This window comes from Sphingomonas sp. TZW2008, assembly GCF_002117915.1.
In the GTDB taxonomy this organism is placed as follows: domain Bacteria; phylum Pseudomonadota; class Alphaproteobacteria; order Sphingomonadales; family Sphingomonadaceae; genus Sphingomonas.
The window spans coordinates 102,815-116,904 of record NZ_BDJB01000007.1 but is presented as its reverse complement, the minus strand read 5'-3'; the positions used below and the strand labels follow the sequence as shown (position 1 = coordinate 116,904).

Annotated in this window: 15 protein-coding genes and 1 tRNA gene; 9 read left to right on the top strand and 7 right to left on the bottom strand. The window is 67.5% G+C overall.

Annotated elements, in window-relative coordinates; genetic code table 11:
* Window positions 1-6 precede the first annotated feature (6 nt).
* Together mnmE and B7L05_RS09265 are read right to left on the bottom strand one after the other, a co-directional pair.
* The gene (gene mnmE / locus B7L05_RS09270; protein ID WP_085809985.1) at window positions 7-1,278 is read right to left on the bottom strand and encodes a tRNA uridine-5-carboxymethylaminomethyl(34) synthesis GTPase MnmE; all 1,272 of its coding nucleotides are present in this window, start codon (window positions 1,276-1,278) and stop codon (window positions 7-9) included.
* A complete protein-coding gene (locus B7L05_RS09265) occupies window positions 1,278-1,511 on the bottom strand; it encodes a DUF6489 family protein (RefSeq protein WP_085809984.1) in 234 nt (77 codons plus the stop codon). The genes mnmE and B7L05_RS09265 overlap by 1 nt, the downstream gene beginning before the upstream one ends.
* 117 nt (window positions 1,512-1,628) lie before the next feature.
* Between B7L05_RS09265 and B7L05_RS09260 the strand changes: the two genes are divergently transcribed.
* Window positions 1,629-2,330: a dienelactone hydrolase family protein gene (locus B7L05_RS09260; RefSeq protein ID WP_085810086.1), complete on the top strand. Its 702-nt coding sequence runs from the start codon at window positions 1,629-1,631 to the stop codon at window positions 2,328-2,330.
* A 25-nt stretch (window positions 2,331-2,355) separates the two neighbouring features.
* Here the strand turns inward: B7L05_RS09260 and B7L05_RS09255 are convergent, their stop codons facing one another.
* The 4 genes from B7L05_RS09255 to cysD form a co-directional block, all read right to left on the bottom strand.
* Window positions 2,356-2,658 carry a hypothetical protein gene (locus tag B7L05_RS09255; protein WP_085809983.1) on the bottom strand — a complete coding sequence of 101 codons (303 nt, stop codon included), beginning with the start codon at window positions 2,656-2,658 and terminating at the stop codon, window positions 2,356-2,358.
* Window positions 2,659-2,718: 60 nt separating this feature from the next.
* Window positions 2,719-3,459 (bottom strand): 3'(2'),5'-bisphosphate nucleotidase CysQ, encoded by a 741-nt coding sequence (locus B7L05_RS09250; protein ID WP_085809982.1) that lies wholly within the window; start codon window positions 3,457-3,459, stop codon window positions 2,719-2,721.
* An 8-nt stretch (window positions 3,460-3,467) separates the two neighbouring features.
* Window positions 3,468-5,408 (bottom strand): sulfate adenylyltransferase subunit CysN, encoded by a 1,941-nt coding sequence (gene cysN / locus B7L05_RS09245; RefSeq protein WP_085809981.1) that lies wholly within the window; start codon window positions 5,406-5,408, stop codon window positions 3,468-3,470.
* Between the two features lie 158 nt (window positions 5,409-5,566).
* Window positions 5,567-6,475, bottom strand: a complete 909-nt coding sequence (cysD, locus tag B7L05_RS09240; RefSeq protein WP_085809980.1) for a sulfate adenylyltransferase subunit CysD — start codon at window positions 6,473-6,475, stop codon at window positions 5,567-5,569.
* A gap of 74 nt (window positions 6,476-6,549) precedes the next feature.
* Here cysD and B7L05_RS09235 point away from each other — a divergent pair, with 74 nt between their 5' ends.
* Window positions 6,550-7,560: a hypothetical protein gene (locus B7L05_RS09235; protein WP_085809979.1), complete on the top strand. Its 1,011-nt coding sequence runs from the start codon at window positions 6,550-6,552 to the stop codon at window positions 7,558-7,560.
* A 191-nt stretch (window positions 7,561-7,751) separates the two neighbouring features.
* On the opposite strand, the gene B7L05_RS09230 is transcribed toward B7L05_RS09235, so the two are convergent.
* On the bottom strand, window positions 7,752-10,064 hold the full coding sequence (locus B7L05_RS09230) for a DNA translocase FtsK 4TM domain-containing protein (RefSeq protein ID WP_085809978.1): 2,313 nt from the start codon (window positions 10,062-10,064) through the stop codon (window positions 7,752-7,754).
* A gap of 196 nt (window positions 10,065-10,260) precedes the next feature.
* Between B7L05_RS09230 and B7L05_RS09225 the strand changes: the two genes are divergently transcribed.
* From B7L05_RS09225 to B7L05_RS09195, 7 genes are all read left to right on the top strand, one after another.
* Complete coding sequence (locus B7L05_RS09225; RefSeq protein ID WP_085809977.1) at window positions 10,261-11,475, top strand: UbiH/UbiF/VisC/COQ6 family ubiquinone biosynthesis hydroxylase; 1,215 nt, start codon at window positions 10,261-10,263, stop codon at window positions 11,473-11,475.
* Between the two features lie 140 nt (window positions 11,476-11,615).
* Entirely contained in the window at window positions 11,616-11,861 is a 246-nt protein-coding gene (gene infA, locus B7L05_RS09220) for a translation initiation factor IF-1 (RefSeq protein WP_026325702.1), read from the top strand.
* A gap of 27 nt (window positions 11,862-11,888) precedes the next feature.
* Window positions 11,889-12,461 (top strand): nucleoside triphosphate pyrophosphatase, encoded by a 573-nt coding sequence (locus B7L05_RS09215; RefSeq protein ID WP_085809976.1) that lies wholly within the window; start codon window positions 11,889-11,891, stop codon window positions 12,459-12,461.
* The gene (locus tag B7L05_RS09210) at window positions 12,454-13,377 is read left to right on the top strand and encodes a ribonuclease (RefSeq protein WP_085809975.1); all 924 of its coding nucleotides are present in this window, start codon (window positions 12,454-12,456) and stop codon (window positions 13,375-13,377) included. Before B7L05_RS09215 ends, B7L05_RS09210 begins: the two co-directional genes overlap by 8 nt.
* A complete protein-coding gene (locus B7L05_RS09205; RefSeq protein ID WP_085809974.1) occupies window positions 13,374-13,559 on the top strand; it encodes a DNA gyrase inhibitor YacG in 186 nt (61 codons plus the stop codon). The genes B7L05_RS09210 and B7L05_RS09205 overlap by 4 nt, the downstream gene beginning before the upstream one ends.
* 29 nt (window positions 13,560-13,588) lie before the next feature.
* Window positions 13,589-13,664, top strand: a tRNA-Phe gene (locus B7L05_RS09200).
* A gap of 126 nt (window positions 13,665-13,790) precedes the next feature.
* On the top strand, window positions 13,791-14,063 hold the full coding sequence (locus B7L05_RS09195) for a hypothetical protein (RefSeq protein ID WP_085809973.1): 273 nt from the start codon (window positions 13,791-13,793) through the stop codon (window positions 14,061-14,063).
* Window positions 14,064-14,090: the final 27 nt, after the last annotated feature.

Below are 14,090 nucleotides of genomic sequence, written 5' to 3'. Positions count from 1 at the left end.
GAAACACTATTTCCCGACACAGAACCTACTGAAGAGAGCATCGAGCATCGCTTCGGTCGAATCGACACCAAGCAGCGCCGCGAGCGCTTGCGAAGCGGCGCGTAGCTCCTCGGCCTTAATGAGTAGATCGTCGGTACCCAGCGCCGTCGCAAGGGCAAGGTGGGCGGTGCCGATCATCTGTCGCTGCTGGTCGTGGAAAGCGGCTTCGTCTCCCGCGTCGATGATTGTTCGCTGTCGCTGCTCAATCGCCTCCCACAGCACGTCGATCGAGGAGAGATCGTCGCAAGCGGTGGCTATCGTTCCGTCACGCGCCCTATCGCTGCGGATGTCGGATCGCGCGTGAACGGCAATAGTGTGCGGCCCCGTCACCGCGTCGTCCGACAGATCGAGGATGATATCAGCGGTGTCGCGTGCGAGGCGCGTACGGGCAATACCGATCTGCTCGATTGGATCATCGGTTGCGTCGCGCAGCCCGGCGGTGTCGACCAGCGTGTAGGCCGCCCCACGGCGAACGACTGCCGCCTCGATCCGATCGCGCGTCGTCCCCGCAATGGGCGAGACGATCGCCGCGTCGCGGCCGATCAGTGCGTTGAAGAGTGACGATTTGCCTGCGTTTGGCGGGCCGACCAGGACCACCCGAATACCATCGCGGTAGCGCTCGATCGAGGGACGATCGAGCGCTGCGGAGAGCTCGTTAGCGATCGCGGCGGTGCGCTCATCGACTACGGCAGTGTCCATCGCCGACACATCACCCTCATCATCGAAATCGATCGTCGCTTCGACGAGGGCGCGCAGTGCGGAGAGATCAGCCATCCACGCAGCGATCTGCCGGCTGATCGCGCCTTCGGCATGCATGAGCGCCTGGCGCCGCTGCTGCTCGGTCTCCGCCTCGAGAAGATCAGCGAGGCCCTGCGCCTGGACAAGATCGATCCGGCCGTTGCCGAGGGCGCGGCGGGTAAACACGCCCGCGGTCGCTGGACGGCACCCGGGCATCGCGGCAAGCGCGCATTCGACTGCGGCAACGACAGCGCGGCCGCCGTGAAGATGAAGTTCGACGAGGTCCTCGCCCGTTGCGGTGTTTGGCGCCGGGAAAACAAGAACGAGCGCGCGATCGAGGATGTCTTCGCCGTTGCGGAGGACGCGGACGGCGGCGTGTCGTGGCGGGGGGAGGGTGCCTGCCAGTCGCGTGGCGGCGGCGATCGCTGCGGGACCGCTGATCCGCATTACGGCGATCGCCGCGGGCGGACGGCCGCTCGAGATCGCGAAGATCGTCTCCATCAGCCGCCCGGCTTGGTCCCCGCCTCGAACAGACGGCGCCAGAAGGCGGCGCCCGCATCGCCCATCGGCGCCCAGCTCTTGACCATATTCTCGAGCAGTTCGGGGCGCAGGTTGCCCTGCATCGTCTCCTGCATCATCGCAACGTAGCGATCGTGCAACGGCGTGAGATCGGGCAAACCCATGACGCCGCGCGCCTCCTGTGGCGTGCAATCGACCTCGATCGTGACCTTCATCGTCGCGCTCCCTTGAGCCCCATGGCCGGGGACGATAGCGTCACCCGCGACGCGCTATGCCCGCGATCGTATCTCGATCGCAACCGTGGCGGCGCTGCCTAGCTGAGAGGAATGACAATGGGTGAGATGATCGACGTCACGGCGCTGAACGGCGAGGGCAGCTTCAAGGCCTATCGCGCCGAGCCGGAGACGACGCCGCGCGCCGCGATCGTCGTCATCCAGGAGGTGTTCGGCGTCAATGCGGGGATCCGGCAGAAGTGCGATCGGCTGGCGGCGCAGGGCTATCTCGCGATCGCGCCGGATCTGTTTTGGCGCATCAAGCCAGGCGTTGAGCTCAACCCCGACGTTCCCGAGGAACTGCAGGCGGGGCTCGACCTGTTTGGCCAGTTCGATCAGGATGCGGGCATTCGCGATATCGAAGCGACGATTCACCGCGCGCGTGATCTGTTGGGCGGCGCCGGCAAGGTAGGGGCGATCGGCTACTGCCTCGGCGGGCGGCTTGCGTTCAAGACCGCGTGCCGGACGGACGTCGACGCGAGTGTCGGCTATTATGGCGTCGGGATCGACGGTCTGCTCGGCGAGAAGCATGCGATCGCTAATCCGGTGCTGTTGCATATCCCGACCGAGGACGGGTTCGTCGACAAGCCGACGCAGGCGGCGATGCACGCGGGTCTCGACGATCATCCCAAGGTGACGCTCTACGATTACGCCGGCGAGGATCACGGCTTCGCAACCGAGATGGGCGACCGGCGATCGGAAGCGTCGGCTCAGCTGGCGGACGAGCGCACCGCGGCGTTCTTCGCCGAGCATCTCGGCTGAACAGCGGGCGGCGGCGCGAGCGACCCTATTGCTCGCGCTGCCGCCGCCAGCGCAGGCCGATGAACAGCACGATCGGCCAGAACAGCGTGTTGATCGTGTCGCCGATCGTATCCGGCCAGCGCCACGAGCCGTGATTGTAGCGATCGATACACTCGTTAAGTGCCTGCATCACGATAACGCAGGCGAGCGGAATCGGTGTGGCGAGCGAGCGACGCGTGATCAGCCGCGCGAGCAACAATACCGCCATGCCGCCGTGGACGTGCGCGAGCGAATCGCTGCCGGGCGCGATCATGTCGGCGACGAATTGCTTGAGCGCAACATACTCCATCACCGGCGATCTAACCGCCGCGGCGTGGGCTGACCATCCCGCACCGTGGCGGGCAGACGGTCATGTTGCAGGATCGAGCCCGGCGATGATCGTCAGTATCTTGGCGGCGAGAGGCTTGGGACAGATCAGCAGATCGGGCAGGTAGACGTCTTCTCGGTTGTAGATCAGCGGGCTGCCGTCGATCCGCGAGCAGTGCAGGCCGTGCGCCAATGCCACCGCGACGGGCGCCATCGAGTCCCATTCGAATTGGCCGCCAGAGTGAAGATAGATGTCGGCATCGCCGCGCACGACGGCCATCGCTTTTGCGCCCGCCGAGCCCATCGGGACAAGATCGGCGCCGAGCCGCTCGGCGACCGCGAGCGCCTCCTTCGCCGGACGCGTACGACTGACGAGCATGCGTAGCGGCGTCGGCGACGGCGGCACCGGGGCGGGACGATCAGAGCGTAGTACGAGCCCGGCATCGGGCAGCGCCACCGCGCCGATCACGGGTTGGCCGTCGACCGCAAGGCCGACGTGCACCGCCCAGTCGGCGCGCTTCTCGCCATATTCGCGCGTGCCATCGACGGGATCGACGATCCACACGCGCGACTTGGCGAGCCGCTCGCCATTGTCCTTCATCTCCTCCGAAAGCAGCCCGTCGTCGGGGCGTGCTTCGCGGATCGCGTGGACGAGGAACTGGTTGGCGGTTTGGTCACCCGCTTTGCCCAGCGCCTTTTCGGAGAAGACGCCGGCATTGCGCACGTCGATCAGGATGCGGCCAGCGGTCTCAGCGAGGTGCGCGGCGAGTTCGGCATCGGTCATACCGGCGCTCACGGGATGATCCTCTGAATGATCAGCTCGGCGGCTTCCTCTGGCGTCAGCTGCGCGGTGTCGATGCGAATCTCGGGATCCTCGGGCGGCTCGTACGGGCTGTCGATGCCGGTAAAGTTGGCGAGCTGTCCCGCGCGTGCCTTGGCGTAGAGGCCCTTCACGTCGCGGCGTTCGGCTTCCTCGAGAGAGGTGTCGATGTGCACTTCGATGAACTCGCCGGGGCGCATCATTTGGCGCACCATGTCGCGTTCGGCGCGGAACGGCGAGATGAATGCCGTGACGACGATCAGCCCGGCGTCGGTCATCAGCTTGGCGACCTCGCCGACGCGGCGGATGTTCTCAACGCGATCGGCATCGGTGAAGCCGAGATCGCGGTTGAGGCCGTGGCGCACGTTGTCGCCATCGAGCAGGAAGGTGTGACGGTTCATCCGCACCAGCTTCTTCTCGACGATGTTGGCGATCGTCGATTTGCCCGCGCCCGAGAGGCCGGTGAACCACAGGACGACGGGCTTCTGGTTCTTGAGTGCGGCCAGCGTCTCGCGGCTGACGTCGGTTGGCTGCCAGTGGACGTTCTGCGCCCGGCGCAGGGCGAAGTGCAGCATCCCGGCGGCAACGGTGGCGTTGGTCAACTTGTCGACGAGGATGAAGCCACCCAGCGCCTTGTTCGGGCTAGAGTGGCCGTCGGCATAAGGCTCGAACACCAGCGGCTTGTCGGTGGAGAGATTGGCGACGCCGATCGCGTTGAGATCGAGCGTCTTCGCTGCGAGCTGCTCCATCGTGTTGACGTTGATCTGGTATTTCGGCGCTTGCACCGTCGCGGTCGCGGTCTGCGTACCAAGTTTCAGCCAGTAGGAGCGGCCGGGGAGCATCTCGTCCTCAGCCATCCAGATGATCGTCGCCTCAAACTGGTCGGCGACCTGCGGCGGGGCGTCGGCGGCAGCGATGACGTCACCGCGCGAGCAATCGACCTCGTCCGCGAGCGTGAGCGTGATCGACTGACCGGCCACCGCCTGATCGAGATCGCCGTCGAGCGTGACGATGCGCGCGACGGTCGAGGTCTTGCCCGAGGGGAGGATGCGGACGGGGTCGCCCGGCCTGATCGTGCCGGTGGCGACGAGACCGGCGAAGCCGCGGAAGTCAAGATTGGGGCGGTTGACCCATTGCACAGGCAGGCGGAACGGTTTTGCCTGATCCGCTTCGGCATCGATCTCGACCGCCTCGAGATGCGCGACCAGCGAGGGGCCGGTGTACCATAGGGTGTTGGGTGAGGCGGCAGTGATGTTGTCGCCCTTGAACCCGGAGATCGGCAACGCGGTAAAATCGGTAATGCCGATCGTGGCGGCGAACGCTGCGTAGTCGGCGACGATCGCGTCGAAGCGCGCCTGATCGTAGCCGACGAGATCCATCTTGTTCACCGCAAGCACGATGTGGCGGATGCCGATGAGGTGCGCGAGGTAACTGTGACGGCGTGTCTGCGTAAGGATGCCCTTGCGCGCATCGACCAGGATCACCGCGAGATCGGCGGTCGAGGCGCCGGTGACCATGTTGCGGGTATATTGTTCGTGGCCGGGCGTGTCGGCGACGATGAACTTGCGCTTTTCGGTCGCGAAGAAGCGATAGGCGACGTCGATCGTGATGCCCTGCTCGCGCTCGGCGGCGAGCCCGTCGACGAGGAGGGCGAAGTCGATCTCCTGACCCTGCGTGCCGACTTTCTTCGAATCGGTTTCGAGCGCGGCCAGCTGATCCTCGAAGATCATCTTCGAATCATAGAGCAGGCGGCCGATCAACGTCGACTTGCCATCGTCGACCGAGCCGCAGGTGATGAAGCGAAGCAGCGACTTGTGCTGGTGGCGATCGAGATAGGCGTCAATGTCCTCAGCGATGAGCGCATCGACTTGGTAGGCGGATTGCTGGGCGGCTTCGGAGGCAGTGCTCGCCATGACTTACCTAGTCCTTTCCGCGAAAGCGCTCGACCGTAGCGGGTGATCGCGCCCGGGCAGACAGTCCGATTGCATCCCCGTGGCGAAGATGATGGCGGGGACGCGAGCCGGTCGAGCCGCGCGCATTTCAACCTGCTGCAAAGTATCACTTTGCAGCATCAGAAATATCCTTCCTGCTTCTTCTTCTCCATGCTCGCTGCGCCGGCATCCTTGTCGATCGCGCGGCCCTGGCGCTCGCTGGTGGTGGTGAGGAGCATTTCCTGGATCACTTCCGACAGTGTCGCAGCCTCGCTCTCGACCGCGCCGGTGAGCGGGTAGCAGCCGAGCGTGCGGAAGCGGATCGATCGTTCGACCGGCACTTCGCCTTCGCGCAGCGGGAAGCGATCGTCATCGACCATCAGCAGCAGCCCGTCTCGCTCGACGGTCGGGCGCTTCGCAGAGAAATAGAGCGGGACGATCGGTATGTCGTTGAGCTGGATATACTGCCAGATATCGAGTTCGGTCCAATTCGAAATTGGGAACACCCGGATGCTTTCGCCGCGCGCCTTGCGGGCGTTGTACAGGTTCCACAGTTCCGGGCGCTGGTTCTTGGGGTCCCAGCGGTGATTGGCCGAACGGAAGGAAAAGACGCGTTCCTTCGCGCGGCTTTTCTCCTCGTCGCGGCGTGCGCCGCCAAAGGCGACGTCGAACCCGTACTTGTCGAGCGCCTGCTTCAGACCCTCGGTCTTCCACATGTCGGTGTGCAAGGGGCCGTGATCGAACGGATTGATCCCACGCGCTTCGGCTTCCGGATTCTTGTGGACTAAGAGCTCCATACCGCTTTCGCGCGCCATGCGGTCGCGCAGCTCGTACATCGCCTTAAACTTCCACGTCGTGTCGACGTGGAGCAAAGGGAAGGGCGGCGGGGCGGGATAGAAGGCCTTGCGGGCAAGGTGCAGCATCACCGCCGAATCCTTGCCCACCGAGTAGAGCATCACCGGTCGTTCGCTCTCGGCGACGACCTCGCGCATGATGTGGATCGATTCGGCCTCTAGCCGTTCGAGATGCGTGAGGGTGCGCGCGGTCATACTGGCTCCGATGATCCACGTGGAACATGCCGCGCAGCACGTGACATGGCACCTCCCATATGGGAGGGTACTGCATGGCGATGACGCGTTCGGACTTTACCGACTTGGTGACGCCCTTGCACGAGGGGGTGCATGAGTGGGCGCCCTGGGCGATGTTCCTCGATCGGTTGCGGCAGCGGACGCGTGCCGATGGAGCCATGATCGACGTGCGGCCAGCGGGTGGTGGAGCCGCGATCGGGTTCGCGTCGGGCCTGGTGGCGCGGATGCGTGGCGGAACATGGCAGGGGACGTTGCGAGCAGGTCGCGTCTACGCGCTTAGCGAGTGTGATGCGGATGCGCCGGGCGTCGGCCGTATCATCCGCGTCGAGGGTGGCGACGGGGCGAGCGCCTGGCTGGCAGTCTGGCGCGGGCAGCGCGATTTCGCGGCGGCGGACGGGGCCGTGCTGACGGGCCTAGCGCCGCACCTCGCGATCGCCGTGCGCACGCGGCAGGCGCTCGATCGCCATGCGCTCCGCGATGGTATCGGTGCGGCGGCCCTTGCGCGCGCCGGTGTGGGGTGGATCGCGCTGGCGCGGGATGCGCGCGTGCTAGCGATGTCGAGGGTGGCCGAAGCAACGTTCGGCGATGGGATCGGGGAGCGGCTTGGGACCTGGCGCGGTGCCGGGCCGGTGGGCCGCGACGCGGCGCTGGCGATCGCAAATTTCTGTCACGCGCCGCGCGACGCGTTGGCAGTGCCACTGGAGAGCAGGGGCCCGGCGGCGATGCTGCTGCTGCCGGCCACGTCGGTCGAGATGGCGACGACGGTGACGCCGGCGGCGGCGATCGGGCTGATCTCTACCGAGGGTGAAGGGGATCCCGCCGCGCGCGCCGCGATTTTGGCGACGCTGCACGGACTGGCGCCGAGCGAGGCGCGCTTCGCGGCGGCGATCGGGGCCGGGGCTTCGCTGACGGCGGCGGCGGCGGCGCTCGGGCTGACGATCGAGACGGCGCGCAATTATTCTAAACGCGTCTATGCCAAGACGCGGACGGCGGGACAGGTCGATCTCGTCCGCATGGTTTCGGACAGCGTGGCGCGGTTCGGCTGATGCGGCACGCGGCGGTCTCGCGTGAACCTACGGATCGACAGAGTTGACGAACATCTCTCGGCGCCGCCCCAGCCTGGCCCGGGGTGGCATTCGAACCTATGTCCGTCGATGCGAGCGTAGCGAGGCGATCTAACCTCCTGCACGTGAGCCGGTGTTGCTTCGCTGCGCTCGCGATGACGGCTGGTGCCCGCCTAGATCGGCTGCCCGTCGGTGTCGCGGAGTACCTCGCGGCGGCCGACGTGGTCGGGACGGCCGACGATGCCGTCCTTTTCCATCCGCTCGATGAGGCGCGCGGCGGAATTGTAGCCGATGCGCAATTGGCGCTGCAGCCACGAGGTGGACGCCTTCTGGCTGCCGCAGACGAGCTGGATCGCGGCGCGATACTGCTGGTCCTCCGCCGAATCCTCTCCGGTCGGTGCGCCTTCGAGTTCGAAGCTCTGTTCGGGCTCTTCGGTGACGGACGAGACGTAATCGGGCTGGCCCTGCGCGCGCCAGTGATCGGTGACGCGCTGCACTTCCTCGTCGCTGACGAACGGGCCGTGGACGCGCACGATGCCCTTGCCGCCGGGCATGTAGAGCATGTCGCCCTTGCCCAGCAGCTGTTCCGCGCCCTGTTCGCCGAGGATGGTGCGCGAGTCGATTTTCGAGGTGACGTGGAAGCTGATCCGCGTCGGCAGGTTCGCCTTGATGACGCCAGTGATGACGTCGACCGACGGGCGCTGCGTCGCCATGATGAGGTGGATGCCCGCCGCGCGCGCCTTCTGCGCGAGGCGCTGGATGAGGAATTCGACCTCCTTGCCGGCGGTCATCATCAGATCGGCGAGCTCGTCGACGATCACGACGATCTGCGGCAGCACCTGATAGTCGAGCTGCTCTTCCTCGTACACCGGGCGGCCGTTCTCGTCCCAACCCGACTGTACCTTGCGCCCGAGCGGCGCGCCCTTCGCCTTCGCCGCGCGCACCTTGTCGTTGAAGCCCGAGAGGCTACGCACGCCGAGCGAGGACATCTGGCGATAGCGATCCTCCATCTGCTCGACCGCCCATTTGAGCGCGCGGACGGCCTTGGCGGGATCGGTGACGACGGGGGAGAGGAGATGCGGAATGTCGTCATACATCGACAGTTCGAGCATCTTGGGATCGATCATGATCATGCGGCACTGATCGGGGGTGAGCCGATAGAGCAGCGACAGGATCATCGCGTTGAGGCCGACCGACTTGCCCGAGCCGGTGGTGCCGGCGACGAGCAGGTGCGGCATCGGCGCGAGATCGGCGATGACGGGATCGCCGGCGATGTTCTTGCCCAGAATGACGGGGAGCGAGGCGTTCTGGTCCTCGAACGCCTGACTGCCGATCAGCTCGTGCAGCGACACGGTCTCGCGGCGCGCGTTGGGCAATTCGATGCCGATCACGGTGCGGCCCGGAATCGTCGCGACGCGGGCGGAGATCGCGCTCATGTTGCGCGCGATGTCGTCGGCAAGGCTGACAACGCGTGTCGCCTTGATGCCGGGCGCTGGCTCAAGCTCGTACATCGTCACGACGGGGCCGGGGCGGACCTCGACGATCGATCCCTTGACGTTGAAATCGTCGAGCACCGTCTCGAGCAGCCGCGCGTTGCGCTCGAGCGCGGTCTTGTCGATCATGCCGCCCTGCTTGGGCGGGGCGGGGGTGAGCATGTCGAGCGTCGGCAGCGCGTAATCGTCGCGCAGGTCGAGCTTGGGCTGGCGCGGCGCCTTGGTGACGCTGGCGGGGGCCGCGGCGCGATCGTTGATGACGGGCGCGGGACGGGTATCGGGCTGCGCGACGGCGCGCGGGGTGACGACCTTGCGCTTGAGCTCGATCGGCTCGTCGTCGATCGCATCGTCGAAATCGTCGTGGTAGCCATCGTCGAAAGCGGCGGCGCGGCGCGCGCGGCGGCGCGCGATCCAGCCGCGCGGCATATCGACCTCGAGGCTGCGGCCCCAGACGATCGCGCCGGCGATGCCGGTGACGATGCCGAGCGCGACGATGCTCCACCATTCGATCAGCGGGTTGTTGGCATAGGCGAGCCCCGCGCGCGCGGCGGCAACCCCGCCGAGCCCGATCGCGCCGCCCCAGCCGAACGGCAGCGCGAGCACCGCATCGTCGGCGACGCAGGCGAGCGCCACCGCCATCAGCGCGACACCGAGCACCGCCTGGCGAAGCATCCGCTGCCACGCGCCCGCCGGCTGCTCGCGCCACAGCCGCAGGGCGACGATCGGCGCGATCGGCAGCAGCAGCGCGACCGCCGGGCCGAAGACGGTGAGCGCGAGATCGGCGAACCACGCGCCGGGCACGCCGGCCAGATTGCCCGTGGTTCCCGCCGCCGCGGTGTTGAGCGCCGCATCGCTCGGCCGATAGCTGGCGAGCGCGAGCGCCATCAGCGCGGTGGCGGCGAACAGCACGAGCGCGGTGACGAGCGCGCCGCTGCGCACCGCCCCCGCCTTCACCGTCTCGCGCCACAAGGACGGTTGCGCCCTGCTCGCCATCGTACCGCCCCCGAAATTCCTGGAAAAAACGCCCGTCTGATTGTCCGCCGCGCCGCCGCCGCCGTCAAGCAGGGGGCGGACGATCCGCGGGGAACTGTGGTGCCGTGGGCACGGTTAACGGTAGTGGCCGCGGCACGCGCGATCATGCCGGTTTGCGCGGTTCCGCTTCTCCTCTTGCCTCGCTAAGGTCGCCATCATGGTTCACGCGGACGTTCTGATCCTTGGAGGCGGGCTGGTCGGCAGCACGCTCGCGCTGGCGCTAGACCGGCATGGCCTGTCGGTGATCGTGGTCGATCCCGCCGATCCGGCGGTGACGCTCGCGCCCGGGTTCGACGGACGCGCCTCCGCGGTGGCGAGCGCGAGTCATCGCATGCTCGAGGCGATCGGGGTGGGCGAGCGGCTGGCCGGGCAGGGCTGCGCGATCCGCCAGATCCGGGTGAGCGACGGACTCGAGCCGGGAAAGCTCGATTTCATCCCCGATGCCGACGACGGCGCGCTCGGCACGATGTACGAGAACCGCGCGATCCGGCGCGCGCTGGCGGACGCGATCGGCGAGAGCGGGGTCGACTTCCGGTCGCTGACGCGCGCGACCAGCGTCGAGCGATCGGCGAGCGGCGTGCGCGCGACGCTGAGCGACGGCAGCGAGGTGACGGCGTCGCTGCTCGTTGCCGCGGAGGGGCGCAACTCGCCGACCCGCGCGGCGGCGGGCATCGCGACCGCGCATTGGCGCTATGATCACGCCGCGATCATCGGCGCGTTCCACCATGAACGGTCGCACGAGAATATCGCCTACGAGATCTTCTACTCGGCCGGACCGTTCGCACTGCTGCCGCTGGTCGATGACGATCACGGCCACCGCTCGGCGATCGTGTGGACGGTGAAGGCGGCGCACGCGCCGGGCATGCTCAAGCTCGGCGATCGCGGTTTTCTGGCTGAGGCAGAGCAGCGGATGGGCGGGTTCCTCGGCGCGCTGTCGAAGGCGAGCCCGCGCGCGAGCTATCCGCTCGGCTTCCACCACGCGGCGACGATCACCGCCGAGCGCCTGGCGCTGGTCGGCGATGCGGCGCACGGCATCCATCCGATCGCGGGGCAGGGGCTCAACCTCGGTTTCCGCGACGTCGCGGCGCTGGCCGAGGTGCTGGTCGAGGGGCGCCGGGTCGGGCTGGAGCCCGGCGACGCGCAGCTTCTCGCGCGCTACCAGCGCTGGCGCAGCCTCGACACGATGCTGGTCGCCGGCGCGACCGACACGCTGACGCGGCTGTTCGGCATTCCCGGACGCGCGGCAAGCGCGGTGCGCAGGCTGGGGATCTCGGCGGTCGACGCCATCCCGCCGCTCAAGAACCGCTTCATGGCCGAGGCGCGCGGCGAGAGCGGCGCACTGCCCAAGCTGCTGCAGGGCGTTCTGGTGTAAGCCGCGCAGGCTCTTGATTCCGGCGCGGATCGGCACGATCTACCGTTCGTTCCCTTGAACGACCGTTATGCCGCGCGCCTTTCTTTCCGGTGACGCTTGGGCTATGGGCGCGCGCGATCATCCGCAGAAAGTGTAATTGTTTGGCGAAAGAAGAACTTCTCGAAATGCGCGGCCAGGTGGTCGAGCTCCTTCCCAACGCGATGTTCCGCGTCCGGCTGGAGAACGATCATGAGATCCTGGGCCACACCGCGGGCAAGATGCGCAAGAACCGCATCCGCGTGCTCGTCGGTGACGAAGTGCTCGTCGAGTTGACGCCCTACGACCTGACCAAGGGGCGGATCACCTACCGCTTCATGCCCGGCCGCGGCGGCCCCGGCCCGCAATAATCCGCTGACGATCGGCCAGGTGGGCGCATGCCCTCCCTGATCCTCGCTTCCGCATCGCCGCGTCGACTGTCGCTGCTGGCGCAGATCGGCGTAGTGCCCGCGCGTGTCGTCGCGCCCGACGTGGACGAGACCCCGCTAAAGGACGAGCGCCCGCGCGATTACGTGCTGCGCGTCGCGATCGCCAAGGCCAATGCGGTCGCGCGCGATGCCGACGAGGTCGTGCTCGCGGCCGACACGAGCGTGGTCGCCGGGCGCCGCATCCTCGGCAAGCCGGCCGACGAAGCGGATCTCGTCCGCATGCTCGAGCTGCTCTCGGGACGGCGGCATCACTGCCTATCCGCGGTCGTCGTGATCGGCGCCGACGGCACACAGCGCACGCGCCTGTCCGACACGACCGTTGCGTTCAAGCCGCTGAGCGCGGCGGAGATCGCGCGCTATGTCGCGAGTGGCGAGGGGATGGGCAAGGCGGGCGGCTACGCGATCCAGGGCCGCGCCGAGGCGTTCGTCCGCCGCATCGACGGATCCTACTCGTGCGTCGTCGGGCTGCCGCTGTTCGAGACGCGTGCGTTGCTGACGAGTGCCGGGATCGCCTTTGGCTGAATGGCTGTACGAGGCGGGGATCGGCGAGGAGCGCGCGGCGCTCGTCGTCGATGACCGTATCGTTCGCGCGCGCATCCTCCCCGACGATGCGGGGCCCCAGCCGGGGATGGTAGCGTCCGCACGGCTGATCGACCGGCTCGTCGCGCGGCTCGACGACAGCAGCGACGTGGCGCTCGATCGCACGCCGGCGGGAACGACGCTGGGCGCGGCGATCCGCGTCGAAATCACCCGCGCGGCGATTCCGGAGGCCGGCCGGCGCAAGCCGCCGCGCGGGCGGGCGAGCGACGCCGCGCTGCGTGCCTCGCCGATGCTGCGCGACAAGTTGACCGACGCGCCGGTGCGCGAGCTGCGCGCGCACGAGCCGGACGCGCTCGAGGTGGCGGGGTGGTCCGAGTTGCTCGAGGAGGCGACGAGCGGCGACATTGCCTTTTCGGGCGGCGCGCTGCGGCTGACGCCGACGCCAGCAATGACGCTGTTCGACGTCGACGGCGGCGCGCCACTTGATGCGCTGGCGGTGCGCGCGGCGGTGGCGGTCGCCGCGGCGATCGAGCGCCACGCGATCGGCGGATCGATCGGGATCGACTTCCCGACACTTACCGGCCGCGCGCCGCGCCAGGCCGTAGCCGACGCGATCGACGCGAATCTTGCGCAGCCGTTCGAGCGGACGGCCGTCAACGGCTTCGGCTTCCTCCAGATCGTACGCCCACGCACCGGCCCCTCGCTGCCCGACTTGCTGCGGGCGGATCCGGTCGGCGCGGCGGCGCGGGCGGCGCTGCGCACAATCGAGCGGACGCCGCCTGGCGCCGCGAACCGCGTGCGGCTACCCGCCGCAGTGCGTGAGCGGATCGTGCAGCGGCCCGACTGGCTCGACGAGGTGGTGCGCCGCACGGGGCGAATGCCTATCTTCGACGCATGAAGACGAAATGCCCGATCTGCGGCCGGCCCCCCGAGCCCGCCGCTGCGCCCTTCTGCTCGCGCGGGTGCAAGGACCGCGACCTGCTGCAATGGCTCGGCGAAGGCTATCGCATTCCCGGCCCGGCGATCGATCGGATCGGTGACGGCGCGGATGGGCTGGACAGCGCGACATCACGCGATTAGGGGGACCGCTCCGCGGTGATCCACCGTGCGCCCAGGTAGCTCAGTTGGTAGAGCATGCGACTGAAAATCGCAGTGTCGGCGGTTCGATCCCGTCCCTGGGCACCATCTCCCCCGCCCGATACCCGCTCCGGCGCGATTATTGCGCTGCATCAATGAACGCATGAGACTTATCGGCGTGTCGCTGGTTGTGGCGTTACGCCTCGTCGTGTGTGCGTGAATGGGAGAATTGTAATGATCGCAAAATTGATGACTGGCCTTGCCGCCAGCGCGCTCGTCGTGGCGCCGGTTGCCGCCACCGCTGCCCCTGTCGCCCCCGTGGCGTCCACGACGGCGGCCTCGAAGCTGTCGCTCTCGAATGCGCCGCGTGCCGGCACTGCGACCGCCAAGGCTGATCGTCTGGCCGGTGTAAGCATCATCCCGGCGATCATCGGTGCCGCCGTGGTGATCGGCGTTGCGCTGTTGATCATCGACAACGAAGACGACAACGACTCGGACAGCAACTGAGTGATGACCAGGGGGACGCGTTCCCCC

Coding starts and splice junctions, on each gene's coding strand:
- mnmE (WP_085809985.1), bottom strand. CDS start 1,278: ATGGAGACGATCTTCGCGATCTCGAGCGGCCGTCCGCCCGCGGCGATC.
- B7L05_RS09265 (WP_085809984.1), bottom strand. CDS start 1,511: ATGAAGGTCACGATCGAGGTCGATTGCACGCCACAGGAGGCGCGCGGC.
- B7L05_RS09260 (WP_085810086.1), top strand. CDS start 1,629: ATGGGTGAGATGATCGACGTCACGGCGCTGAACGGCGAGGGCAGCTTC.
- B7L05_RS09255 (WP_085809983.1), bottom strand. CDS start 2,658: ATGGAGTATGTTGCGCTCAAGCAATTCGTCGCCGACATGATCGCGCCC.
- B7L05_RS09250 (WP_085809982.1), bottom strand. CDS start 3,459: ATGACCGATGCCGAACTCGCCGCGCACCTCGCTGAGACCGCTGGCCGC.
- cysN (WP_085809981.1), bottom strand. CDS start 5,408: ATGGCGAGCACTGCCTCCGAAGCCGCCCAGCAATCCGCCTACCAAGTC.
- cysD (WP_085809980.1), bottom strand. CDS start 6,475: ATGACCGCGCGCACCCTCACGCATCTCGAACGGCTAGAGGCCGAATCG.
- B7L05_RS09235 (WP_085809979.1), top strand. CDS start 6,550: ATGGCGATGACGCGTTCGGACTTTACCGACTTGGTGACGCCCTTGCAC.
- B7L05_RS09230 (WP_085809978.1), bottom strand. CDS start 10,064: ATGGCGAGCAGGGCGCAACCGTCCTTGTGGCGCGAGACGGTGAAGGCG.
- B7L05_RS09225 (WP_085809977.1), top strand. CDS start 10,261: ATGGTTCACGCGGACGTTCTGATCCTTGGAGGCGGGCTGGTCGGCAGC.
- B7L05_RS09215 (WP_085809976.1), top strand. CDS start 11,889: ATGCCCTCCCTGATCCTCGCTTCCGCATCGCCGCGTCGACTGTCGCTG.
- B7L05_RS09205 (WP_085809974.1), top strand. CDS start 13,374: ATGAAGACGAAATGCCCGATCTGCGGCCGGCCCCCCGAGCCCGCCGCT.
- B7L05_RS09195 (WP_085809973.1), top strand. CDS start 13,791: ATGATCGCAAAATTGATGACTGGCCTTGCCGCCAGCGCGCTCGTCGTG.